The following is a 23,513-nucleotide window of genomic DNA, read 5'->3' as shown; positions in this document are numbered from 1 at the left end:
TATCGTCCGGGCTTGGAATGTTTTTTTGAAACAATTCACTTGTGCCACCCGTTTTGGAATTCCATTCCGCGGTTTCCGCCGCGCCGGTGAAATTCCGTCCTTCTCCGTCCCTGCCGATAAACTGCTCGGCCCGTGCGCTCAGAGCATGTAATCGAGCGGTAATACGGTGGTCTGCTTAATGGTCTCCATCGCGAAGCTGGAGCTGACGTCGAAGATGTCGACCGCGCCGATCAGACGCCTGTATACGCTGTCGTAGGCATCGATATGCGGCACCACCACCTTGAGCATGTAGTCGATGTGCCCGCTCATGCGATGGACTTCCACCACCTCGGGGATCGCCGCCACGACGTCACAGAAACGTCGCAGCCATGCGGCGGTATGCTCGGCGGTCTTGATTTCCACCAGAACGGTCACGCCCACGTTGAGCTTCTTCGCATCCAGAAGCGCCACGCGACGCGCGATCACCCCGTCCTGCTCGAGCTTCTGAATGCGCCGCCAGCAGGGTGTAGTCGAAAGATTCACGCGGTCGGCGATCTCGGCCACCGAGAGCGTGCTGTCCTGCTGCAGCACGGACAATATGGCCTTGTCGATAGGGTCGAACACACTTCCTCCACTCGAGTGCACGGGTCGATGTCGAGCGTTTTGATGCGCTCTTGATTACCTTGTGCAACGAGCGGCGAAAAGTGACACCGCAAATCGAAAAAAATCCGGAGGGAGGACTGGACAGGCAGCCTGCGGTTTCAGGCTTGTGTGGCGACGGCGAGCATGTTGCCGTAGAGATTCAGGGAAAACCCGAGGCTCTCGGCCAGTTGCCGGAGCGCGGCCGGCGCGTCGTCGAGCGGAAAGACGCCGCTCACGCGGCGCGACAGCGCGGCCTCCGGAAAACGGATATAGCCGCCAAAGTAACGGCCCAGCGTTTCGATTACGTCCGGCACCGCGCGGTCGAGCACGACCAGCGTGCCGCGTGTCCAGGAGAAGATGTCGGCCGACGTTTCGGGCATGCGTGCGATCTGCCCGCCCGACAGGGACCACGCCGATCCGTCGGGTACGCGCAAACGGCGCCCGTGAGGCACCGCAAGGACCGCGTCGCCGCCTTGCACGGCCACGACGGTGTGCCGGCGCAGAACGTCCACGCTTACGCGCGCCTGCTCGGTGCGGACCATGCCGTCGCGAGTGGTCACGACGACAGGCTGGTACCCCGCGCGATTCGGATCGGTTGCAACCTGGCCGGCGGCCAGATAGAGGTCGGCTTGGCCACGCGCATTCGTATATACCCGCGTGGCCGCGCCGGCCGTGACCGACACGTTGCCGTCGAACTGGACCCTTTGCGGGACCACATCGCCATTGTGGTAGTCCGCGTCGAGCGAAAACGCCGAAATGAGCTGCCGCGTGCCGATCCCGGCGAGCACGATGCCTCCCAGGCCCGCGCCGGCTTTCAGCAATCGTCTGCGGTGATGCGACGGCTCATCGAGCGCCCGCCGCACCGCCGCACTCGACGCGCCCTGCAACGGCCCCAGCCTGCCGAGCCGCTGCTGCAGCCGCGCCCACGCTTCTTCGTGGGCCGGATCCGCGCGCCGCCACGCCAGGAATGCGTCGCGCTCCTCCTGCGAAATCTCGCCGGAGCGCAACCTCACTTCCCAGTCAATCGCTTCTTGCGCCACCGGATCGAGCGTGGAGTTACCGTTCATGAGCGTCAATCAATCGAGGGCGAACGGCCGTGCCGCGCAAACGCGGCCCGTGGCCGAGCCGCCCGTTCCCGAACACGGGTTTCGCGCGGAGCATAGCATGCCGCACCGAGCGCATCGCAACGCACGATACGGTGAAATGCGCGGATCGGCTGCGTGATCGCGGGCAGCACGGCGGTCCTCGCGTCGAGGATCGGGCCCCGCGCTTCCAGACTGGCCGCGAGGTCGTCGAACAGCCTGCGTTCGTCCGGCGTGATGTCAGCCACGGAAAGGTTCACGATGCTGCCCCGACCGACGTCTGCCATTGCGCGGCCACGCCGGCGTAATCGTCGACCTTGAAAGCCGTACCGTCCTGGACATGGACCCAGCCCCGAGTGCGCTCGGCCAGCGGCTTGTCGTGGTCGTCGGTCGCGATCTTGACGATCGCATGCGCACGAATATGCACGAGACCGTCCGGATAGTCGGACGACGGATTCGCGAGCGTCGCCGTCACGAACGGGCCAAGTTCCTGCAGCAGTTGCGCGGCCGGCGGATGGTCGGCCATCAGCAGCACGCCGCCCTTCACGCGGTCGTCCACGCGGATGGCCGTGCCGCCCGGCCGCCGTTGCGCGGCGGTCGGCTGCGACATCCACAGCACGTACTCCGGGTTGAGATAGACCACGTCGGGGTCGCCCATTGCGTCGCGCGTTTCAATCCGGGCTATCGGCATGCAAATCTCCAGTCGGCTATCGGGCGCCGAACGCAGGTGCATCGGCACCATGATGATGCCGCAATGTGCCGGTCGACGGCACGGCAGCGCCCCCCTACTCCCGCCACGTCGCCTCCGCGAGCTTCGCCACCAGTTCGTCGTACACCACCCGGATACGCCGGGGCATCGGGCCGCGCCGCGGCCGATAGACGTGCAGCTTCCACGGCTCGGGTTCGAGACTCGGCAACAGGCGCACCAGCCGCCCCTTCCGGACATACGGCCGGACCAGGTACTCCGAGCACTGGCCGAATCCTGCTCCGGCACACACGGCCTCGATCTCCACCTCGGTGTCGTCCGTCAGATAGGCCGGCGACGACGGAACGAAGTGTTGCTCCCCCCGAAAGATCCACGGCCATGCGCGGCCGCTCGCGCGGTCGATCAGGCACGTCACCGGCATCGCTTCGAGTGCCTTGCGGTTTTTCGGCTCGCCCAGCCGCTCGATCAGCGACGGCGCGCCCACGACCCACATCGGCAGCGGCCCGATCATGCGCGCGACGAAGCGGTTGTCGCCGATCGCGCCGACGCGCACGCCGATGTCGATCTGCTCGTCAACCACCGGCGACGGCACGTCGGACAGCCGCAGATCGGGCACGAGCCCCGGATACTGCTGCATGAGGCCGGTGAGGATCGGCTGCACGTAATGCCGCCCCATGCCTGACGGCGCGGTGATCCTGACGATGCCGACCGGCTCGTCGACTTGGCCGGCCGCGGGCCCGAACAGCCCGTCGACGGCGGAAAGCGCCGCCTGCGCGTCACGCGCGAACGACTGGCCGAATGCGGTAATCCGGATGCTGCGGGTCGTCCGGTGAAACAGCGTTTCGCCGAGCATCTCCTCCAGCTCGCGCACCGCGCGCGTCACGACCTGCGGCGATACGCCAAGACGCGCCGCCGCCTCGCGGAACGTGGGGGCCGCGGCAGCCGCGGCAAAGATCTTGAGGAGATCGAGTCGGTTGAGCATGGCGAACCCCGGAAACTGCGCACTTCATTCCTGAATCAGGAATTCTGAATGCGTAATTGTTCCATTTTATTGCGACGATCGAGCGCCCACAATGGGCACCAGACGTCGCATTGACGTGGACGGTCAACCACTCTGGAGAAACGCATCATGAACGCAAGCACTCAACCTGCCCAACTCGAAGGCCGCATCGCCGTGGTGACGGGCGCCAGTTCCGGCATCGGCCGCGCATCGGCGATCGAACTCGCGCGACGCGGCGCGAAGGTCGTCGTCAGCGCCCGGCGCAAGACGGAACTCGATCGACTGGTCGACGAGATCGCGACGGCCGGCGGCGAAGCCCGCGCATTCGCGGCGGACGTCGCTAACGAAGACGATCTGCGCAAGCTCTTCGACTTCGCGGTATCGACTTACGGCCGCCTCGACATCGCGTTCAACAATGCCGGCACGGAAGGCGTGTTCGCGCCGCTGCTCGAGCAGAACGCGGAAAGTTTCGACAAGGTGTTCGAGCCGAACGTGCGCGGCGTCTTCAACTCGATGAAGTTCGCGGCCGAAATCATGCTGCGCCAGGGGTCGGGCAGCATCATCAACAACGCGTCGATGGGCGGCCTGATCGGCTTCGAGAACGCGTCGGTCTATATCGCGAGCAAGCACGCGGTGATCGGGATGACGAAGACGGCGTCGATCGAATGGTTCAAGCGCGGCGTCCGCGTCAACGCGCTGTGCCCCGGCCTGATCGAAACGCCGTTCCATCACCGCGGCATCTGGCCGTCGGACGACGCGCAACAGGCGTTCGCCGCGTCGACACCGGCAGGACGGTGGGGTTCCGCCGAGGAAATGGCGACGATCGTCGCATTCCTCGCGTCGGACGACTCAAGCTACGTGTCGGGGCATGCACTCGTGGCCGACGGCGGCTATTCGGTGGCATGATCCACGGGGCGCGAGCCGCGCAGCGGCTTCAAGGCGCGGGGGCCGCGACCGCCGCTTCCCGTTTCGCGTGCAGCCGCAACGCGGCCCACGCGACACCGGCCGCGAAGATCGCGACCACGCCGCCGAAGGTGCCGATCCACGGCAGCCCGAAGTCGCCCGCGATATGGTTGCCGAGCAGCGCGCCGGCGCCGATCCCGACGTTGTACAGCCCGGAGTAGATCGACACGGCCAGGTCGGTCGCCTCCGGCGCCAGCTTCAGCACCCACGCCTGCATCGCCAGCCCGAAACAGACGATCGCGCCGCCCCACACCAGCGTATGCACCGACAGCGTGACGATGTTCAGCGCGCACGGGAACAGGATCAGCAGGCAGCCTGACAGCGCCACGATCGACGCCAGCAGGAAATCGTCGGGCCGGTGCGGATAGACGCGATTGAAGCAGACCGCGGCCGGCAGGCCGGCGACGCCGAACAGGATCAGCACGTACGTGATCCGGCTGTTGCTCGCGTGGTTGATGCTCTGCACGAACGGTTCGATGTACGTGTACGACGTGAAGTGCGCGGACACGACCAGCACGGTGATCGCGTACAGCGCGACCAGCGCGGGCTTGCGCAGAAATACGCCGATGCTGCTCAGCGATCCGGCGCCCTGGCTCGGCAGCAACGGCAGCGTGGCGCGCAGCAACAGCAGCGCGACGCCCGCCGCGCCTGCGATGATCAGGAACGTGACGCGCCAGCCGAACGCCTCGCCGATCACGCGGCCGAGCGGAATCCCGGCCACCATCGCGATCGCCGAGCCCATCGCGATCAGGCTGAGCGCACGGCTTTTACGGTCGCTCGGCGCGAGCCGCACCGCGAGCGGGATCGAAATCGACCAGAACACCGCATGCGCGCACGCGATGCCGAGCCGGCCGATCATCAGCACGGTGAAGTTCCACGCAAAGCCGGTCACGACATGACTGCCGATGAACACCAGCAGCGCCACGCTCAACAGCTTGCGGCGCTCGACGTGCCGCGTGACGAAGGTCAGCGGCAACGAGACGACCGCGACGGCCCACGCGTAGATCGTCAGCATCAGGCCGACGGCGGTCGGCTGCATCTGCAGGCTGTCGCCGATCGCGCTCAACAGCGCGACGGGTACGAATTCGGTGGTGTTGAAGATGAAGGCGGAGAGCGCAAGGGCCAGAACGCCCCACCACGATTGTTCGGAACTGACGGCGTCGGGGGTTGCCATACGGGGATTCGACGAAGGTTGGGCGCGCGCGGGCGGCCCGCCCGGCGCATCGGCGCGATTGTACCAGCGCCGTTCGACACGCTGCCGCCGGGCGCGGCGCGTGCGGCATGTGCGGCGCGGGACATGGCGGTGACACGGCCGCGCACCGATAATGCAACGAATGGGTTCTTGCCGACGATTTGCCCGAACGCTACCGGACCAGGAGATTCACATGCGCATTGAAACGTCATTTCTGTTCGATCTCGACGGCACGCTCGTCGACAGCGTCTATCAGCACGTGCTCGCGTGGAAGGAGGCGCTCGATGCCGAGGGCATTGAACTGTCGGTGTGGCGCATCCACCGCAAGATCGGGATGAGCGGCGGCCTGTTCCTGAATCAGCTGCTGCGCGAGACGGCCGGCGACATCGACGCGGAGCGCGTCGAGCGGCTCGCGCGGCTGCATGCGGCCGCCTACCAGCGGCTGCGCGCGCAGGTGCGGCCGCTGCCCGGTGCACGCGAGTTGCTGGCCGCGCTGACGAATGCCGGCATTCGCTGGGCCATCGCGACCAGCGGGCGGATGGAAACCGCGGCGATCAATCTGGAAGCGCTTGGCGTCGATCCGGCGAAGCAGGTCGTCGTCACGCGCGACCAGGTGAAGTATGCGAAGCCGGACCCCGACCTGTTCCTGACCGCGGCCGCTCAGTTGAACGTGCCGATCGAACACACGGTGGTGGTCGGCGACAGCATCTGGGACATGCTCGCCGCGGCCCGCTGCCGCGCACTCGGCGTCGGGCTGCTGTCGGGCGGGTATGGCAGCGACGAACTGGAACGGGCCGGCGCGCTGCGCGTGTATGACGATCCGGCGGACCTGCTGTGGCATCTGGACGAGATTGCGGCGCGGCCGTAGGTGCCGGCCGGCCTGTCGACGGCGACAACGGGTCTACACGACGGGCCGTGCAGCACACAACGGTCCGGCAGCTTGCGTGGGCGACAAGCTCGACGTGAAAGGTGCGCGCCCAAGCGAAGTACATCGTGGCGCTCTGCGCGGCGGCATCGGGCACTACGCGCACCTCCCTCCGATAGCGCAGCCGCCGTTCAGCTGTCGAATTAAGCCTGGGCGAAATATGCAGGTCACCAGAAAAAATTTAATCGTGATCGCGCTCGTTTTGGCGCTGGCGATTCCGTTTCTTACGTTGCGAAAATCGTACGAGGGCTGCGAAAGCTTTACTCAGGCTCTTAACGGAGGAACGAAAGAGTTCGGTGGCGAGAAATACAAAATCGAGCTGTGTGGGGCACGTCGCTCGTTTGGCGACGGCGACGAAATTCGGCTCCAAGTGATAGGACCGGCAGGAGATGTGCTGGCTGAGCGGTATTTCGCGGTGCGCACGATTAACGATGCAGCCCCTCGGGAACTAGAATACGGCGACGACAATATTTTCTACTACGACCAATCGAAGTCGTCTCCGTTGCGCTTCATCGCCATGCCGCCTTCCAGGATGGACGGGTGGACGGCGCGAGTACCTTTGCTGCAACGACTGATCGCGTTATTTTCATGACGAGCAGCATGCGATCGTCACGCTCCACGTCGTTCTCGTAGCGCTGCAGGAATGGCTACATGTCACGTTCGGGGTCGTAGCGCCAAACATGAAAGGTGCGCGGATCGCTCCTCGGTTCCTCCCAGCGCGGGCCGACATGCAAAGACGAAGGCCCGTCGCCGCAAGCGCCACGCCGGTCAGTCGTCATCCACGCGCTTGTCGATCAGATAGCGGCCGCGCTCGACACCCGCGCGCAGCGCCTCCACCTCGGTCAGCCATTCGGGGCCGGCCGGCTCGGGCACGTACAGCTCGATGCGTGCGCCGTCCACATACACCTGCACCTCGTCGCGCCATGCGCCGCTTTCGTCGCGCCGCGCCCAGACGAGAATCTCGTGACCGCGATATGGGTCCCGAACCTGCGCATCCTGTTGATGTTGCACGGTGGCCTCCTGTCCTTATCTGCGATTCCGATGCAAAAAATGCGCGCCGCATGGTTGCCGCGCACACCGTAGGCCTTGTGCGCACGCGCCGTGCCCGGCCGGCACGCGGCTTGCGTCCCCTTGGTGCATCGAATCGCCGCCGCGCCGCCACGCGCGTGCGGGAAGGAGTGCACATCATGATCGGCCATCTCGAACTGCTTGGACGCCTGCTGCTGGCCGCACTGCTCGGCAGCGTCATCGGGCTCGAACGCGAGCGCCTGAACTGGGCCGCCGGGCTGCGCACGCACATGCTCGTATGCGTGGGCTCCGCGCTCGTGATGCTGGTGTCGACATTCGGCTTCGAGGACGTGCGCGGGCAAAACGGCGTCGTGCTCGATCCGTCGCGGGTCGCGGCGCAGGTGGTGTCGGGCATCGGCTTTCTCGGTGCCGGCTCGATCCTGCTGCGCGGCGAAGTCGTGCGCGGGCTGACGACGGCCGCGAGCCTGTGGGCGGTGGCCGGCGTCGGCCTTGCCACGGGCGGCGGCATGTACCTGGCGTCGATCGGCGCGACGGCGATCGTGCTCGCGATCCTCGCGGGCGTGAAGCCGCTCGAACGCCGCTTCATCGCCCAGCGCCAGCAGCGCACGCTGCAGCTCGTGGCCGAGCGCGGCGGCCTCACGCTCGGCACGCTGCACGAAGCGCTCGGCCCCGGCCGCGTGCGCGTGAAACGGTTCATCGTCCAGCAGTCTGACGACGATCCCGACACCGACGACATTTCGGTGTCCTTCTCGCGCACGAGCGGACCGGAATTCGCCGCGATCTGCGAGACGCTGCAGAACATCGCCGGCGTACGAACCTGCCAACCCGACAACGCGTCAAGGAGCCTCGCGTGACCCGCACCGACCTGCTCTCGTATCTCGTGACGAGCCAGCTGGCCACGCGCATGCGGTCAAGCGCATGGCTCACCCCCCGCCAGCTCGTGAACGCGCAGCGCGCATGGCTCGCGTGCCATCACGCCGAATGCGGATGGCTCGAGCGGATCCGGATCGCGAACGCGTCGGCGACGATCGCGCAAGGCATCTACGACATCGCGATCGCGTCAGGCGACCCCGGCAGCGGCAAGCGCGTACGGCTCGATGCCGATTCACCGGAACTGCAGGCGCTGCGTGCGCGCTGCGACGCGCTGTTGCAGCGAATCGACGGCGACCGGGACGTCGGCGCCCGATGATCTTGCCGGATCACGCGACCCGCGCCGACGACCACCGGCTCGACACCGCGCCGGCGGACGGCCCGCCGCGGCACGGCCTGCTCGAACGCGGTCGCAACTGCGACGCAATCCGTCACGCGGACCGCTTCACGATGCTCGTCGACGGCGACGCATACTTCTCGACACTGCGCGCCGCGCTGCTGCGCGCGCGCCATACGGTGTTCATCGTCGGCTGGGACGTCGACAGCCGGATGCGACTCGCGCGCGGCGGCCCCGACGACACGCTGCCCGACACGCTCGCGGCATTCCTGCATGCCCTTGCCGAAGCACGCCACAACCTGCGCATCTACGTGCTCGCGTGGGACTTCGCGATGATCTACGCGCTGGAGCGCGACTGGCCGCCCGTGTACCGCGCCGGCTGGCGCGCGCATCGCGGCATCGTGTTCCGGCTCGACGGCACGCATCCGCGCGGCGCGTCGCATCACCAGAAGCTCGTCGTGATCGACGACCGGCTCGCGTTCGTCGGCGGCCTGGACCTGACGCGTGCGCGCCGGGACACGCCCGCGCACGCAGCCGGCGACCCGCGCCGCCATGACGAGGATGGGATGCCGTACGCACCGTTCCACGACGTGCAGGCGATGTTCGACGGCGACGCGGCCGCCGCGATCGGCGAGCAGGCCCGCGCGCGCTGGCTGCAGGCATGCGGGCGCCGGATCGCGATCCGCGCGCAGCGCCATCTCGACCGGCCGGACGGCGACGATCCCTGGCCGCCCGGGACACGCGTCGACGTGCGCGACGTGCGGCTCGGCATCGCCTATACGGCCCCGCGCCACAGCGGCCGCGCGCCGGTGCGGCAGGTGCGCGCGCTCGTCGAGGACACGATCCGCGCCGCACGCCGGCACCTGTATGTCGAGAACCAGTACTTCACCGCGGCAGTGGTGCGCGAGACGCTCTCCGCGCGCCTCGCCGACGCGCACGGGCCGGACGTGACGGTTGTCGCACCGCGCGTGCAGAGCGGCTGGCTGCAGGAAGCGACGATGGGCGTGCTGCGCGCGCGGCTGCACGCGACGCTTGTAGCGGCCGACCGCTTCGGTCGCTACCGGCTGCTGTATCCGCACGTCGACGGGCTCGGCGACGCATGCGTGAACGTGCACAGCAAGCTCGCGATCGTCGACGACGAATGCATCGTGATCGGCAGTGCGAACCTGAACAACCGTTCGATGCTGCTCGACACCGAATGCTGCATCGCGCTCGTCGCGGCCGGCGATACACGCATTCGCGCGTCGATCGCCGGCATGCGTGCACGGCTGCTGGCCGAGCATCTCGGTACGGCGCCCGCGGTCGTGGCCGATGCGCTGGCGGGCGCCGAACGACCGAATGCCGTGCTCGACCGGCTGCGCGCGAAGCCCGGCCGCACGCTGCGCACGCTCGATCCGGCCGTCGCGCCGCAGCTCGACGCGCTCGTGCCGGTCAGCGCGCGGCTCGACCCGGAGCAGCCGATCGAACCGGACCGCTTCGTCCGCGAATTCGTGCCGCGCGACCGCCATCGCCCGCTCACCGCGCGCTTTTTCGTGCTCGGCACGGCCGTGCTGCTCGTCGCCGCACTCGCGCTCGCGTGGCGCTTCACGCCGCTCGGCGAACGCGTCAACGTCGCGTCGCTGTCGCATGCGGCAGCCGGCGTCGCGCAACTGCCTGCCGCACCGGTGCTGCTGCTGGCCGGCTACGTGATCGCCGCGACCTTCGCGGTGCCGATCACGCTGCTGATCGCGGTGACGGGGCTCGTGTTCGGCGCGTGGCCGGGCTTCGCCTATGCGGCGATCGGCACGATGGCGGCCGCCGCCGCGACCTACGGGCTCGGCCGCTGGCTCGGGCGCGACGCGGTGCGCCGGCTGGCCGGCGCGCGCGCGAACCGGCTGAGCGAACACATCGGCCGGCGCGGCGTGCTCGCGATGGCCGTGCTGCGATTGCTGCCGATCGCGCCGTTCGCGGTCGTGAACCTCGTCGCCGGTGCGTCGCACATCGGCTTGCGCGACTTCCTGGTCGGCACGGCGATCGGGATGCTGCCCGGCATTGTGCTGACCGTCACGTTCGCGCACCAGTTGACGGCCGCGCTCGGTCATCCGCGGCCCGCGGCGTTTGCGTGGCTCGCCGCGATCGGCCTCGCGCTGGTCGGCGTGTCGATCCTGCTCGTCAGGGTGCTGCGACGATGGCGCTGAGCTCACACGCGGCGCCGCCGCCGGAAATCGCCGTCGCCGACGGCGCGCCCGCCGCCGCGCCGGGCGGGCGCGACTTGCGGATCGCGACCTACAACATTCGTGGCGGCTACGGCGCATGGCCGGCGCGCGCGGCCGACCGGATCGCCGCGGTGATCGATGAACTCGACGCGGACGTGATCGCCCTGCAGGAAGTACCGCTCGGCGGCACGCGCGCACCCGACGTGCTCGCCCACCTGCGCGACGCGACCGGCATGCATGCGGTCGCCGGCCCGACGATCGACACGCCGGAGCGCCGCTACGGCAACGCGGTGCTGTCGCGCTGCCCGATCCGCGCGGCGCGCACGCTCGACCTGTCGTTCCACCAGCGCGAGCCGCGCGGCGCGCTCGACGCCGACATCGATTGCGACGCGGGCACGATCCGCGTGGTCGCGACCCATCTCGGGCTGTCGGCAAGCGAACGCAGCGCGCAGGTGCAGCGGCTGCTCGCGGCCTTCGACACGGGCGCGATGCCGGTGATCCTGCTGGGCGACATCAACGAGTGGTTCGTGCGCGGCCGTGCACTGCAAGCGCTCGTCACGCGGTTCCGGCGCGCACCGGCGCCGCGCACGTTCCCGACCGTATGCCCGGTGTTCTCGCTGGACCGGATCTGGATCCACCCGGGCGAGTGGCTGATCGACGTGGTCGTGCACCGCAGCGTGCGGGCACGGCATGCTTCCGACCACTATCCGCTGGTCGCGCGGATGCGCGCGCCGCCCTCGACGCCCGCGGCGGGTACGTTGCTTGCGCAGTGAGTCCTTTTACGATTCGGCGGAGTCACCATGCAAACCGACGCCCTCGACGGAAAGGATCTCGATTACTGGTGCGCCCGCGCGCTGTGCGCGGATGACGAAGACACGCTGCGCTTCACGGCCGTCGCGCCGACCGTCGTCGTGACGGCCGCCTGCGACGCGTTCCGGCACGTCGATGCGCCATTCGCGCCGTCGACGTCGTGGGCCGACGCGTGCACGGTGCTCGACCGTGTCGACGACCTGCGGATCACCCGCCACGGCAACGACGTCGAGTGCGACGCGACCTTCGTCGACGGGCCGTCGACGTGCGGCGCCCACGGCCACGATGCGCGCGTGGCGCTGCTGCGCGCGTTCGTGCGTGCGCGCTTCGGCGACACGGTCGATGCGCCGCCGCCGTTCTCGCACCGGATCGAACACGGCGCCGTGGTGCGCTACGACCCCGGCGCACCGCTGCCCGAGCCGGACGACGATCGCGCCGCAGGCGACAGCACGGATATCCGCTCGATACCGCGGATGTGAGTACGCGCGGCTGCCATGCGCATGTAAAAACGACAGTCCCCATTCACCGGGATCCGGCCCGCCCCTTGCTGCACGGAACGCCACGCGGCAGGCACGCGCGTTGCGGCGCACCGGGATCACCGATCGCCGCTACCCGCCCGCGCCACGCCATGGACTCGACGCCGACCTTCGCTCCGCACCTCTATTTCTGCGACGCCCGCCTCGTCGGGCCGCTCGACGCGTGGCCTCAGACGTTCGCGCACATCGCGGGCATGGGCTTCGATCATGTGCTCGTCGGCGCCTTCTGGGCTGCGAGCGCCGCCGGCTTTCCGCGCCACGTGGCCGATTTCCGGCGGCCGGCCCAATCGTTCGCGACGCGTGCGAGCGCACTCGAAACCTTCTCGCGGCTCGCACAGCTCGCGCACGGCCACGGGCTGCGCCTGCTGCTCGAAGTCGTGCCCGACCGCATCGCACGCGACAACCCGCTGCGCGCCGAGCATCCGGACTGGTACGTCGAGCGCACGCACGACGACGCGCTGATCGACCCGCGCGGCACCGCGCACGCGCTGGATCTCGCCCACGCGAACGTCGGCGACGAAGCGGCGCGCGACGCGCTGTCGGCATGGTGGTGCGCGCACCTCGCCACGTTCGCCGATGCGGGCGCGGCTGGTTTCCTGATCGATGCGCCGCATCATCTGCCGGCCGGCTGGTGGCCGGGCTGGCGGGCGGCGCTGCGCCGCGCGCGCCCCGACGTCGCGGTGCTCGCGGGCGTGCCCGGCCATGCGCGCGACGCGCTCGCGCAGCTCGAGGCTGCCGGGTTCGACGCGGTGTTTTCGTCGGTGCGCTGGTGGGACCTGCACGCGCCGTGGTTCGCGGACGAACACCGGCTGCTGCGGCGCATCGGCTCGCCGATCGCCTTCCCCGATGCACCGGACGGCCCGCGTCTCGCCGACGACTGGCCCGACGCATCGGACGACACCGTCGCCCGCGCGTATCGCCGCGCGCTGTGGACGGCCGCGGCCGTCGGCACCGGCTGGCTCGTACCGATGGGCTTCGAGCGCGGCGTCACGGTGCCGCTGATGGCGCGCGACGCCGATGCCGGGCGCTACCGCGCCGCGTTCGACCACGGCCGTTTCGACCTGTCGGGCGCGCTCGCCGATGCCAACGCATGGCGCCGCGCGACGCCCGTCGCCGCGGCGCGCGGCGAGATCGCGCAACTGAGCGCGCCGGGCGCGGCCGCGACCGTGCTGCTGCGCGGCACGGGCCCGTCGCTCGAACACGACGAAGCCGCGCTGCTGATCGCGCTGAATCCCGCGCTCGACGCGCCGGCGCCGGTCGACCCTGCAACGATCCTGCCGGGCGTGCCCGGCGGCTTCACGCGTGTCGTCACGCAAGACGGTGCGCAAACGCATCCGCCGGCCGCGCTCGCACCATTTACGCTCGAACCCGGCGCCTACGCGCTGCTGCACGCGTGGCGTGCGCCCGCTGTCACGACCCGTCCCGACGCGTCGCGCGAGCGCGGCGCGCTGTCCGCCGCGCTCGCGGCCGACCGGATCGCGATCGAGCGCGTCGAGCCGTCGGTCGACGGCGGCCGCTTCGCGGTCAAGCGCGTGATCGGCGAACCGCTCGTCGTGCGGGCGTCGATCTTCACGGACGGCCATGCGCACCTCGCGGCCGCGCTCCAGTGGCGCGCGGAAGATGAAGACACCTGGCGCGAAGTGCCGTTCGAAGCCGAGCCGAACGACCGCTGGCACGCGCGTGTCACGCTCGACCGGCTCGGCCGGCATGAATTCCGCGTGATCGCATGGCGCGACGACTGGGCGTCGCTCGTCGACGACGTCACGAAGAAGCACGCAGCCGGCCAGGACGTGACGCTCGAACTGCGCGAGGCGCAGTTGCTGCTCGCGGCCGCGCTCAAGCGCGCCGAGCCGGCCGACCCGCGCGCGGTCCCGCGGATGGAGCGCCTCGTCGCCGAATTCACGGATGCGCCGGCCGATGCGCGACTCGCGCTGCTCGGCGCCCCGCCGCTCGCCGACGCGTTCGCGGCGCTGCGCTACCGCCCGTTCGTCACGCATGACGACACGGCCTACCCGGTCGACGTCGAGCGCCGCGCGGCGCGCTTCTCGAGCTGGTACGAGATGTTTCCGCGCTCGGCCAGCGACGATCCGCACCGGCACGGCACGTTCGACGACGTGATCGCGCATTTGCCGCGCATCCGCGACATGGGTTTCGACGTGCTGTACTTCCCGCCGATCCACCCGATCGGCACGGCCGCGCGCAAGGGACGCAACAACAGCCTGAACGCCGGCCCCGACGACGTCGGCAGCCCGTATGCGATCGGTTCGCCCGACGGCGGCCACACGGCCGTGCATCCGCAGCTCGGCACGCTCGACTCGTTTCACGCGCTCGTCGCTGCCGCACGCCTCCACGGGCTCGAGATCGCGCTCGATTTCGCGATCCAGTGCTCGCCCGACCATCCATGGCTCGCCGCGCATCCCGGCTGGTTCGCGTGGCGGCCCGACGGCTCGCTGCGCTTCGCGGAGAATCCGCCGAAGCGCTACCAGGACATCGTGAACCCCGATTTCTACGCGCCGGACGCGCTGCCCGGCCTGTGGCTCGCGCTGCGCGACGCGGTGCTGTTCTGGGTCGATGCGGGCGTGCGGATCTTCCGCGTCGACAACCCGCACACGAAGCCGCTGCCGTTCTGGGCGTGGATGATCGACGACGTGCGCGGCCGGCATCCGGACGTCGTGTTCCTGTCCGAGGCGTTCACGCGGCCGGGGATGATGTATCGCCTCGCGAAGGTCGGCTTCTCGCAGTCGTACACGTACTTCACGTGGCGCGAGTCGAAGCGCGACTTCATCGACTACCTGACCGAGCTGACGACCGGCCCCGCGCGCGAGTTCTTCCGGCCGAACTTCTTCGTCAACACGCCCGACATCAACCCGCGCCACCTGCAGAACGCGCCGCGCTCGCAGTTCGTGATCCGCGCGGCGCTCGCGGCGACGCTGGCCGGCTCGTGGGGCCTGTACTCGGGTTTCGAACTCGGCGAATCGGCGCCGCTGCCGGACAGCGAGGAATATGCGAACGCCGAGAAATACGAGCTGCGCGCGCGCGACTGGAGCAAGGCCGCGCATATCGGCGCCGAAGTCGCGCGGCTGAACCGTGCGCGGCGCGATCACGCGGCGCTGCAGACGCACCTCGGCCTCACGTTCGTCGACGCGGACAACGATTCGGTGCTCGTGTTCATGAAGGCGACGCCGGCGTTCGACAGCGTGGTCGCCGTCGCGATCAGCCTCGACCCGTGGCATCCGCAGGCCGCGAACTTCACGCTCGACGCGGCGCTGTGGCGCGGCTTCGGGCTCGTCGACGGCGAACCGCTCGACGCACTCGAACAGGACGCCGCGCATGCGCAGACCTGGCGCGGCCATCGCCAGTACGTGTCGCTCGATCCGCACGTGCGGCCTTACGCAATCTGGCGGCTCATGCCGTCGCCGGACGCCGCGCGGTCGGCGGCGCCCGCACCGGACGACGCCCGACATGCCTCGGGAGCCCACGGATGATGAAACGCGAAGATTCCCTCGACGACGTGCGCCGCGCGCAGTTTCCGTCGCTCGCGCCGGCCGGCACGCCGCGCCGGCGCCGCGCGCGCCGCCGCGAACCTGCGCTCTGCGCGGACGATCCGCTGTGGTACAAGGACGCGATCATCTACCAGGTGCACGTGAAGTCGTTCTACGACTCGAACAACGACGGCATCGGCGATTTCCCCGGCCTGATCGCGAAGCTCGACTACATCGCCGAACTCGGCGTCGACACGATCTGGCTGCTGCCGTTCTACCCGTCGCCGCGCCGCGACGACGGCTACGACATCGCCGACTACCGCGACGTGCATCCCGACTACGGCACGCTCGCCGACGTGCGGCGCTTCATCCGCGAAGCGCATGCGCGCGGCATCCGCGTGATCGCCGAGCTGGTGATCAACCACACGTCGGACCAGCATCCGTGGTTCCAGCGCGCGCGCCGTGCGAAGCCGGGCTCCACGCATCGCGACTACTACGTGTGGTCCGATACCGACACGAAATACGCGGGTACGCGAATCATCTTCCTCGATACGGAGACGTCCAACTGGACTCACGATCCGGTGGCCGGCCAGTATTACTGGCACCGCTTCTACTCGCACCAGCCCGACCTGAACTTCGACAATCCGGCCGTGGTGCGCGAAGTGATCCAGGTGATGCGCTTCTGGCTCGACCTCGGCATCGACGGGCTGCGGCTCGACGCGGTGCCGTACCTGGTCGAGCGCGAAGGCACGAACAACGAGAACCTGCCCGAGACGCATGCGATCCTGAAACGGATTCGCGCGACGATCGACGCCGAGTACCCGAACCGGATGCTGCTCGCGGAAGCGAACCAGTGGCCGGAAGACGTGCAGGAATACTTCGGCAACGAGGACGAATGCCACATGGCGTTCCACTTCCCGCTGATGCCGCGCATCTACATGTCGATCGCGAGCGAGGACCGCTTCCCGATCCTCGACATCATGCGGCAGACGCCGGCGCTCGCGCCGAGCAACCAGTGGGCCGTGTTCCTGCGCAACCACGACGAGCTGACGCTCGAGATGGTCACCGATTCGGAGCGCGACCTGCTGTGGCAGACCTATGCGAGCGACCGCCGCGCGCGGCTGAACCTCGGCATCCGGCGCCGGCTCGCGCCGCTGATGGAGCGCGACCGGCGCCGGATCGAGCTGATCAACTCGCTGCTGCTGTCGATGCCCGGCACGCCGGTGATCTACTACGGCGACGAGCTCGGGATGGGCGACAACATCCACCTCGGCGATCGCGACGGCGTGCGCACGCCGATGCAGTGGTCGTCGGACCGCAACGGCGGCTTCTCGCGCGCCGACCCCGAACTGCTCGTGCTGCCGCCGGTGATGGGCTCGCTGTACGGCTATGACGCGATCAACGTCGAGGCGCAGACGCGCGACCCGCATTCGCTGCTGAACTGGACGCGGCGCATCCTCGCGACGCGCCGCGCGTCGCAGGCGTTCGGGCGCGGCACGATCCGCTTCCTGCGCCCGGAGAACCGCAAGGTGCTCGCGTACCTGCGCGAGCTCGACGGCCACGAGCCGGTGCTGTGCGTCGCGAACCTGTCGCGCGCGTCGCAGGCGGTCGAACTCGACCTGTCCGAATTCGCGGGCCGCGTGCCGATCGAGATGACGTCCGATTCGCCGTTTCCGCCGATCGGCCAGCTCCCGTATCTGCTCACCTTCCCGCCATACGGGTTCCTGTGGTTCGTGCTCGCCGAGCATGGCCGCGAACCGTCTTGGCGGCAGCCGCATGCGGAGCCGCTGCCCGAATACGTGACGCTCGTGATGCGGCGCGGCGATACGCGGCCGGACGTGTCGCAACTGCATGCGCTCGCGCACGACGCGCTCGCGTCGTGGCTCGCACGGCGGCGCTGGTTCGCGTCGAAGGATCGCGCGATCGGCGACGCGTGGCTGAACGTCGTCACGCCGATTCCGGACGAGCCGTTCCAGTACGCGGAAGCGTGGGTGTCCGCAAGCGACGGCGACGTCGAACGCTATGTCGTGCCGCTCGCGGCCGCGTGGGGCGGCGAGACGTCCCATCCGCTGTTCGCGCAGCTCGCGCTCGCGCGCGTGCGGCGCGGCCACACGGTCGGCTACCTGACCGACGCGTTCGCGCTGCCGGCATTCGCGCGCGGGATGCTGCGCAAGCTGCGCGACGGCGCGACGGTGCCGACCGCCGACGGCGGCCGGCTCACCTTCCTGCCGGAAGACGCGCTCGCCGCGCTCGATCCCGGCGACGATGCGGAAGTACGCTGGCTCGCGGCCGAGCAGAGCAACAGCTCGCTCGTGATCGGTGACACGATCGTGCTGAAGCTGGTGCGCAAGGTCGCGCACGGCATTCATCCGGAAGCGGAAATGAGCCGACACCTGACGCGCATCGGCTATGCGAACACCGCGACGCTGGCCGGCGAAGTCGTGCACGTCGATCCGGACGGCACGCCGCACACGGTCGCGATCCTGCAGCGCTACGTCGACAACCAGGGCGACGCGTGGACACGCTCGTTCGACTTCCTGCGGCGGGCGGTCGACGAGCTCGCGTTGCCGGCCGCGGACGACGACGAAGCGGCCGACGCGGCCGACGAACCCGACGCGCTGCTCGGCTATGCAGCGTTCGCGGGCATCGTCGGCACGCGGCTCGGCCAGTTGCACGTCGCGCTCGCGCAGCCGTCCGGCGATCCCGCGTTCGCACCGGAGCAGGCCACGCCCGACCACGTCGACGGCTGGTGCGCGGATGCGATCGCGTCGTTCGAGCGCGCGCTCGACGTGCTGCACACGCGGCTCGATGCGCTCGACCCCGCGATGCGCGCAGCGGCCGACACGCTGCTCGCGTCGCGCGACGCCGCCGTAGTGGCGCTCGGCGAACTCGTGCCGCGCACGCTCGACGCGCAATGCATGCGGATTCACGGCGATTTCCATCTCGGCCAGGTGCTCGACGTGCAGGGCGACGCGCTGCTGATCGACTTCGAGGGCGAACCGGCGCGCCCGCTCGAGCACCGCCGCGCGAAGTCGCATCCGCTGCGCGACGTGGCCGGCCTGCTGCGCTCGCTGTCGTATGTCAGCGCGACCGCGCAGTTCGCGATCGAGAAGGCGCCGCCGCAGGCGGCCGGCCGCAAGCGCGCGCTGTTCGACCGCTTCGGGCAGGCCGCCGCCGACCGCTTCGTCGAGTGCTATCGTGCGGCCGCCGACCTCGCACCCGCGCGCTTCGTCGATCCGCGCTATGCCGATCGCCTGCTCGCGCTGTTCCTGATCGACAAGGCGTCGTACGAGCTGTGCTACGAAGCGGCGAACCGGCCCGACTGGCTGAGCGTGCCGGTCGGCGGCCTCGCGGCGCTGGTCGAGCGCCTGCTCGGCGACAACGGCCTGCCCGAAGACGGAGGAACCCCATGACCGACACGCTGTTCGAACGCGCCGATATCGACGCGCTGCTCGCCGGCCGCCATCCCGATCCGTTCGCCTGCCTCGGCCCGCACGGGCAGGACGACCGGCTCGTCGTGCGCGCGCTGCTGCCGGGCGCCGAACGCGTGCGTGCGCTGTCGCCCGACGGCGACGAACTCGGCGCGCTCGCATGCGTCGATCGCGCCGGCTGCTTCGCCGGGACGATCGCGCACGACGGCGGCGTGCCGCATTACCTGCTCGCGGTCGACTGGCCGGACGCGCGGCAGGTGATCGACGACGCGTACGCGTTCGGCACGCTGCTCGACGAAGCGGCGCTCGGGCGCTTCTCGGCCGGCGACCCGAGCGCCGTGCTCGACTGCCTCGGCGCGACGCCGATGCGCATCGACGGCGCCGACGGCGTGCGTTTCGCGATCTGGGCGCCGACCGCGCAGCGCGTGTCGGTGGTCGGCGACTTCAACGCGTGGGACGGTCGCCGCCATCCGATGCGGCTGCGGCGGCCATCGGGCGTATGGGAGCTGTTCGTGCCGGGCATCGGTGCGGGCGAGTGCTACAAGTACGAGCTGCGCGCGGCCGACGGGCGCGTGCTGCCGCACAAGGCCGATCCGTGCGCACGCGCGACCGAGGCGCCGCCGCGCACGGCGTCGGTGGTCGCCGACGTCGCGGCGCTCGACGCCTTCGCGTGGCACGACGACGGCTGGATGCACGCACGGCCTCGCGTCGACCGCTACCGCGTGCCGTGGTCGATCTATGAAGTGCATCCGGAGTCGTGGCAGCGCGTGCCCGAGGAGATGAACCGCAGCGCGACGTGGGACGAGATGGCCGAGCGGCTGATTCCGTACGTGAAGGGGATGGGTTTCACGCACGTCGAGTTCATGCCGATCGCCGAATACCCGTTCGGCGGCTCGTGGGGCTACCAGCCGCTCGCGCAGTTCGCGCCGTCCGCGCGCTTCGGCCCGGTCGACGGTTTCGCGCGGTTCGTCGATCGCGCGCATGCAGCCGGCATCGGCGTGATCGTCGACTGGGTGCCCGCGCACTTCCCGAACGATGCGCACGGGCTCGCGCAATTCGACGGCAGCGCGCTGTACGAGCACGCCGATCCGCGCGAAGGGATGCACCCCGACTGGAACACCTGCGTGTTCAACGTCGGGCGCACCGAGGTCGGTGCGTTCCTCGTCGCGTCGGCGCTCGCGTGGGCGCGCCGCTATCACGTCGACGGCATCCGCGTCGACGCGGTCGCGTCGATGCTGTACCGCGACTATTCGCGCAAGGAAGGCGAATGGGTGCCGAACGTGCACGGCGGCCGCGAAAACCTCGAATCGGTCGCGTTCCTGCGCCTGCTGAACGACACGCTGCACGGTGCGGCCGCGCCGGCCGGCGTCGTCACCGTCGCGGAGGAGTCGACCGCGTGGCCGGGCGTCACCGCACCGACCGGTGACGGCGGCCTCGGCTTCGACTTCAAGTGGAACATGGGGTGGATGCACGACACGCTCGCATACCTGCACGAGGATCCGATCCACCGCCGCTATCACCACGACCGGATGACGTTCGGGCTCGTCTACGCATTCTCGGAGCGCTTCGTGCTGCCGCTGTCGCACGACGAGGTCGTGCACGGCAAGGGCTCGCTCGTCGCGAAGATGCCGGGCGACGCGTGGCAGCGGCTCGCGACGCTGCGCGCGTACTTCGGCTTCATGTGGGCGCACCCCGGCAAGAAGCTGCTGTTCATGGGCAGCGAATTCGCGCAATGGGCCGAGTTCGCGCACGATGCGACGCCGCACTGGGACCTGCTCGACGCACCGGCCCATCGCGGCGTGCAGCGGCTCGTGCGCGACCTGAACCGCACGTATGCGGCGGAACCGGCACTGCATGCGCTCGACTGCCACGCGGCCGGATTCTCCTGGCTGATCGGCGACGACCGCGACAACAGCGTGTTCGCGTTCGCGCGCCGCGACGATGCCGGGCACCTGGTCGTGGCCGTCTGCAACTTCACGCCGGTGCCGCGCGCCGGCTACCGTCTCGGGCTGCCCGCGCCCGGCCACTGGCGCGAACTGATGAACACCGATGCCGCGCCGTACGGCGGCACCAACGCCGGCAACGACGGCGCCGTGTGGGCCGAGGCCGTGCCCGCGCACGGCGAGGCGTGGTCGGCGCTGCTGCGCCTGCCGCCGCTCGCGACGCTATGGCTGACGCCCGCTTGATTTCCTGTGCCCTCGACACGGAGGTTCGCCCCATGCCGACCGCCCTGCCCGCCCGTCTCGAATCCGGCCGCTGCTATCCGCTCGGCGCGACCTGGGACGGCCTCGGGACCAACTTCGCGGTGTTCTCCGCGCACGCGCAGCGCATCCAGCTGTGCGTGTTCGATCCGACCGGCCGCAAGGAACTCGCGCGCCTGGACCTGCCCGAATGCACCGACGAGGTGTGGCACGGCTACCTGCCCAACGCGCATCCGGGCACCGTGTACGGGTTTCGCGCGGACGGCCCGTACCAGCCGCAGCACGGCCACCGCTTCAATCCGACCAAGCTGCTGCTCGACCCGTATGCACGCAAGCTGGTCGGCCAGTTCCGCTGGTCGGACGCGCTGTTCGGCTATCGCGTCCATTCGAATCGCGCGGACCTGTCGATGGACCGCCGCGATTCGGCGCCGGCGATGCCGAAAGCCGTGGTCGTCGACGAAGCGTTCGACTGGAGCAACGACCGCCGCCCGGACGTGCCGTGGCGCAACACGGTGATCTACGAGACCCACGTACGCGGCGCGTCGATGCGGCGCGCCGGGTTGCGCGTGCCGGAGCGCGGCACGTTCGCGTCGCTCGCGCATCCCGCGTTCGTCGATCACCTGCTGTCGATCGGCGTGACGACGGTCGAGCTGCTGCCGATCCACGCGTTCCTGCAACAGCGCGAGCAGGTGAAACGCGGGCTGCGCAACTACTGGGGCTATGACACGGCCGCGTTCTTCGCGCCGGAGCCGTCGTATCTCACGACGCGGCGGCTCGACGAAATGCGCATCGCGGTCCGCCAGCTCCATGCGGCCGGCATCGAGGTCGTGCTCGACGTGGTCTACAACCACACGTGCGAAGGCAATCAGCTCGGGCCCACGCTGTCGTGGCGCGGCCTCGACAACGCGAGCTACTACCGGCTGCGGCCCGACGATCCGCGTTACCACGTCGACGAAACCGGCTGCGGCAACACGCTGAACCTGTCGCATCCGCGCGTCGTGCAGATGGTGATGGACTCGCTGCGCTACTGGGCGACCGCGTTCAACATCGACGGCTTCCGCTTCGATCTCGGCGTGACGCTCGGCCGCGAGGATCACGGCTTCGAGCCCGGCGCGGGGTTCTTCGATGCGTTGCGGCAGGACCCCGTGCTCGCGCAGCGCAAGCTGATCACCGAACCGTGGGATCTCGGCCCCGGCGGCTATCAGCTCGGCCGCCATCCGCCCGGCTTCGCCGAATGGAACGACCGGTTTCGCGACACCGTACGGCGCTTCTGGCGCGGCGATGCCGGACAGCGCCCGGAACTGGCCGCGCGGCTGTCGGGCTCGGCCGACCTGTTCAATCACGGCCGGCGCCGCACGTGGGCATCGATCAATTTCATCACCGCGCACGACGGCTTCACGCTCGCCGACCTCGTGTCGTATGCGGGCAAGCACAACGAGGCGAACGGCGAGGACAACCGCGACGGCCACGACGACAACTGCAGCGCGAACTGGGGCGTCGAAGGGCCGACCGACGACGCGAAGATCCGTGCGGTGCGTGCGCGCGTCGCACGCTCGATGCTCGCGACGCTGTTTACCGCGCTCGGCACGCCGATGCTCGTGGCCGGCGACGAATTCGGCCGCACGCAGCAAGGCAACAACAACGCGTATTGCCAGGATAACGAACTGTCGTGGCTCGACTGGGACCAGGCCCGCAGCGACGACGGCGTGGCGATGACGCGCTTCGTGTCGCGGCTCGCGGCACTGCGGCGCATGTATCCGGTGATGTCGGCGCCGCGCTATCCGTCGGGCGACCGCGACGGCGCGCCGGGCATGCGCGAGATCGACTGGTTCGACGAACGCGGCGACGCGCTCACCGTGCCCGCGTGGGAAGACGGCGAACGCCGCGCGCTGACGATGCGGCGCGTCGGCACCGGCCGCACCGGGCGCACCGAGGCCTTGCTCGTGATGCTGAACGCGTCGGCCGGCACCATCACGTTCATGCCGCCCGCGCCCGTGCTCGATTACCGGATCCTGCTCGACACCGCGACGCCCGACTCGGGCCCGCGCTCGTGGCCGGAAGCCGGTCTCGACGTCGCCGCGCACGCGGCCGCGATCGCGGTCGCGGCCGTGCCGCCCGATCCGCCTTCGTGAG

Annotated in this window: 19 protein-coding genes; 12 read left to right on the top strand and 7 right to left on the bottom strand. The window is 69.4% G+C overall.

What is annotated here, in order from left to right; translation table 11 throughout:
- Positions 1 to 138: 138 nt before the first annotated feature.
- The 5 genes from U5798_RS00845 to U5798_RS00825 form a co-directional block, all read right to left on the bottom strand.
- Entirely contained in the window at positions 139 to 603 is a 465-nt protein-coding gene (locus U5798_RS00845; RefSeq protein WP_322080871.1) for an Lrp/AsnC family transcriptional regulator, read from the bottom strand.
- Between the two features lie 137 nt (positions 604 to 740).
- Positions 741 to 1,688 carry a DUF4880 domain-containing protein gene (locus tag U5798_RS00840; protein WP_322080870.1) on the bottom strand — a complete coding sequence of 316 codons (948 nt, stop codon included), beginning with the start codon at positions 1,686 to 1,688 and terminating at the stop codon, positions 741 to 743.
- Positions 1,689 to 1,693: 5 nt separating this feature from the next.
- Positions 1,694 to 1,963, bottom strand: coding sequence for a hypothetical protein (locus tag U5798_RS00835; protein ID WP_322080869.1), 270 nt, complete (start codon positions 1,961 to 1,963; stop codon positions 1,694 to 1,696).
- Positions 1,960 to 2,394 carry a hypothetical protein gene (locus tag U5798_RS00830; protein WP_322080868.1) on the bottom strand — a complete coding sequence of 145 codons (435 nt, stop codon included), beginning with the start codon at positions 2,392 to 2,394 and terminating at the stop codon, positions 1,960 to 1,962. Before U5798_RS00830 ends, U5798_RS00835 begins: the two co-directional genes overlap by 4 nt.
- Before the next feature lie 94 nt (positions 2,395 to 2,488).
- Positions 2,489 to 3,391 (bottom strand): LysR family transcriptional regulator, encoded by a 903-nt coding sequence (locus U5798_RS00825; RefSeq protein ID WP_322080867.1) that lies wholly within the window; start codon positions 3,389 to 3,391, stop codon positions 2,489 to 2,491.
- Positions 3,392 to 3,538: 147 nt separating this feature from the next.
- On the opposite strand from U5798_RS00825, the gene U5798_RS00820 reads away from it, so the two are divergent.
- Positions 3,539 to 4,315, top strand: coding sequence for a glucose 1-dehydrogenase (locus tag U5798_RS00820; protein WP_322080866.1), 777 nt, complete (start codon positions 3,539 to 3,541; stop codon positions 4,313 to 4,315).
- 28 nt (positions 4,316 to 4,343) lie between these two features.
- Here U5798_RS00820 and U5798_RS00815 read toward each other — a convergent pair whose 3' ends face one another.
- Entirely contained in the window at positions 4,344 to 5,546 is a 1,203-nt protein-coding gene (locus tag U5798_RS00815) for a sugar transporter (protein WP_322080865.1), read from the bottom strand.
- Between the two features lie 211 nt (positions 5,547 to 5,757).
- On the opposite strand from U5798_RS00815, the gene U5798_RS00810 reads away from it, so the two are divergent.
- Together U5798_RS00810 and U5798_RS00805 are read left to right on the top strand one after the other, a co-directional pair.
- Positions 5,758 to 6,432, top strand: a complete 675-nt coding sequence (locus U5798_RS00810; RefSeq protein ID WP_322080864.1) for an HAD family hydrolase — start codon at positions 5,758 to 5,760, stop codon at positions 6,430 to 6,432.
- A 76-nt stretch (positions 6,433 to 6,508) separates the two neighbouring features.
- Positions 6,509 to 7,081, top strand: a complete 573-nt coding sequence (locus U5798_RS00805) for a hypothetical protein (protein ID WP_322080863.1) — start codon at positions 6,509 to 6,511, stop codon at positions 7,079 to 7,081.
- Positions 7,082 to 7,257: 176 nt separating this feature from the next.
- Here U5798_RS00805 and U5798_RS00800 read toward each other — a convergent pair whose 3' ends face one another.
- On the bottom strand, positions 7,258 to 7,500 hold the full coding sequence (locus U5798_RS00800) for a DUF6566 family protein (RefSeq protein ID WP_124452541.1): 243 nt from the start codon (positions 7,498 to 7,500) through the stop codon (positions 7,258 to 7,260).
- A 176-nt stretch (positions 7,501 to 7,676) separates the two neighbouring features.
- Here U5798_RS00800 and U5798_RS00795 point away from each other — a divergent pair, with 176 nt between their 5' ends.
- From U5798_RS00795 to glgX, 9 genes are all read left to right on the top strand, one after another.
- The gene (locus U5798_RS00795; protein ID WP_124452539.1) at positions 7,677 to 8,372 is read left to right on the top strand and encodes an MgtC/SapB family protein; all 696 of its coding nucleotides are present in this window, start codon (positions 7,677 to 7,679) and stop codon (positions 8,370 to 8,372) included.
- The gene (locus U5798_RS00790) at positions 8,369 to 8,707 is read left to right on the top strand and encodes a hypothetical protein (RefSeq protein WP_322080862.1); all 339 of its coding nucleotides are present in this window, start codon (positions 8,369 to 8,371) and stop codon (positions 8,705 to 8,707) included. Before U5798_RS00795 ends, U5798_RS00790 begins: the two co-directional genes overlap by 4 nt.
- Positions 8,704 to 10,902: a VTT domain-containing protein gene (locus tag U5798_RS00785; protein ID WP_322080861.1), complete on the top strand. Its 2,199-nt coding sequence runs from the start codon at positions 8,704 to 8,706 to the stop codon at positions 10,900 to 10,902. Before U5798_RS00790 ends, U5798_RS00785 begins: the two co-directional genes overlap by 4 nt.
- Positions 10,893 to 11,693, top strand: a complete 801-nt coding sequence (locus tag U5798_RS00780; protein WP_124452533.1) for an endonuclease/exonuclease/phosphatase family protein — start codon at positions 10,893 to 10,895, stop codon at positions 11,691 to 11,693. Before U5798_RS00785 ends, U5798_RS00780 begins: the two co-directional genes overlap by 10 nt.
- Positions 11,694 to 11,720: 27 nt before the next feature.
- Positions 11,721 to 12,209, top strand: coding sequence for a phage protein NinX family protein (locus U5798_RS00775; RefSeq protein WP_124452531.1), 489 nt, complete (start codon positions 11,721 to 11,723; stop codon positions 12,207 to 12,209).
- A 149-nt stretch (positions 12,210 to 12,358) separates the two neighbouring features.
- Entirely contained in the window at positions 12,359 to 15,751 is a 3,393-nt protein-coding gene (locus U5798_RS00770) for a maltotransferase domain-containing protein (RefSeq protein WP_322080860.1), read from the top strand.
- Positions 15,751 to 19,161: a maltose alpha-D-glucosyltransferase gene (treS, locus tag U5798_RS00765; protein WP_124452776.1), complete on the top strand. Its 3,411-nt coding sequence runs from the start codon at positions 15,751 to 15,753 to the stop codon at positions 19,159 to 19,161. Before U5798_RS00770 ends, treS begins: the two co-directional genes overlap by 1 nt.
- The gene (glgB, locus tag U5798_RS00760) at positions 19,158 to 21,365 is read left to right on the top strand and encodes a 1,4-alpha-glucan branching protein GlgB (RefSeq protein ID WP_124452527.1); all 2,208 of its coding nucleotides are present in this window, start codon (positions 19,158 to 19,160) and stop codon (positions 21,363 to 21,365) included. The genes treS and glgB overlap by 4 nt, the downstream gene beginning before the upstream one ends.
- A gap of 32 nt (positions 21,366 to 21,397) precedes the next feature.
- Entirely contained in the window at positions 21,398 to 23,512 is a 2,115-nt protein-coding gene (glgX, locus tag U5798_RS00755; protein WP_124452525.1) for a glycogen debranching protein GlgX, read from the top strand.
- Position 23,513: the final 1 nt, after the last annotated feature.

The sequence above is a fragment of the Burkholderia sp. BCC1972 genome (assembly GCF_905339605.1).
In the GTDB taxonomy this organism is placed as follows: Bacteria; Pseudomonadota; Gammaproteobacteria; order Burkholderiales; family Burkholderiaceae; genus Burkholderia.
The sequence above is the reverse complement of the archived record's forward strand: the minus strand, read 5'-3'. Positions and strand labels throughout refer to the sequence as shown.

Bases quoted from the DNA above. Each gene is read 5' to 3' on its own strand.
- U5798_RS00840 (WP_322080870.1), bottom strand. From the start codon at position 1,688: ATGAACGGTAACTCCACGCTCGATCCGGTGGCGCAAGAAGCGATTGAC.
- U5798_RS00830 (WP_322080868.1), bottom strand. From the start codon at position 2,394: ATGCCGATAGCCCGGATTGAAACGCGCGACGCAATGGGCGACCCCGAC.
- U5798_RS00825 (WP_322080867.1), bottom strand. From the start codon at position 3,391: ATGCTCAACCGACTCGATCTCCTCAAGATCTTTGCCGCGGCTGCCGCG.
- U5798_RS00820 (WP_322080866.1), top strand. From the start codon at position 3,539: ATGAACGCAAGCACTCAACCTGCCCAACTCGAAGGCCGCATCGCCGTG.
- U5798_RS00815 (WP_322080865.1), bottom strand. From the start codon at position 5,546: ATGGCAACCCCCGACGCCGTCAGTTCCGAACAATCGTGGTGGGGCGTT.
- U5798_RS00810 (WP_322080864.1), top strand. From the start codon at position 5,758: ATGCGCATTGAAACGTCATTTCTGTTCGATCTCGACGGCACGCTCGTC.
- U5798_RS00795 (WP_124452539.1), top strand. From the start codon at position 7,677: ATGATCGGCCATCTCGAACTGCTTGGACGCCTGCTGCTGGCCGCACTG.
- U5798_RS00785 (WP_322080861.1), top strand. From the start codon at position 8,704: ATGATCTTGCCGGATCACGCGACCCGCGCCGACGACCACCGGCTCGAC.
- U5798_RS00780 (WP_124452533.1), top strand. From the start codon at position 10,893: ATGGCGCTGAGCTCACACGCGGCGCCGCCGCCGGAAATCGCCGTCGCC.
- U5798_RS00775 (WP_124452531.1), top strand. From the start codon at position 11,721: ATGCAAACCGACGCCCTCGACGGAAAGGATCTCGATTACTGGTGCGCC.
- U5798_RS00770 (WP_322080860.1), top strand. From the start codon at position 12,359: ATGGACTCGACGCCGACCTTCGCTCCGCACCTCTATTTCTGCGACGCC.
- treS (WP_124452776.1), top strand. From the start codon at position 15,751: ATGAAACGCGAAGATTCCCTCGACGACGTGCGCCGCGCGCAGTTTCCG.
- glgB (WP_124452527.1), top strand. From the start codon at position 19,158: ATGACCGACACGCTGTTCGAACGCGCCGATATCGACGCGCTGCTCGCC.
- glgX (WP_124452525.1), top strand. From the start codon at position 21,398: ATGCCGACCGCCCTGCCCGCCCGTCTCGAATCCGGCCGCTGCTATCCG.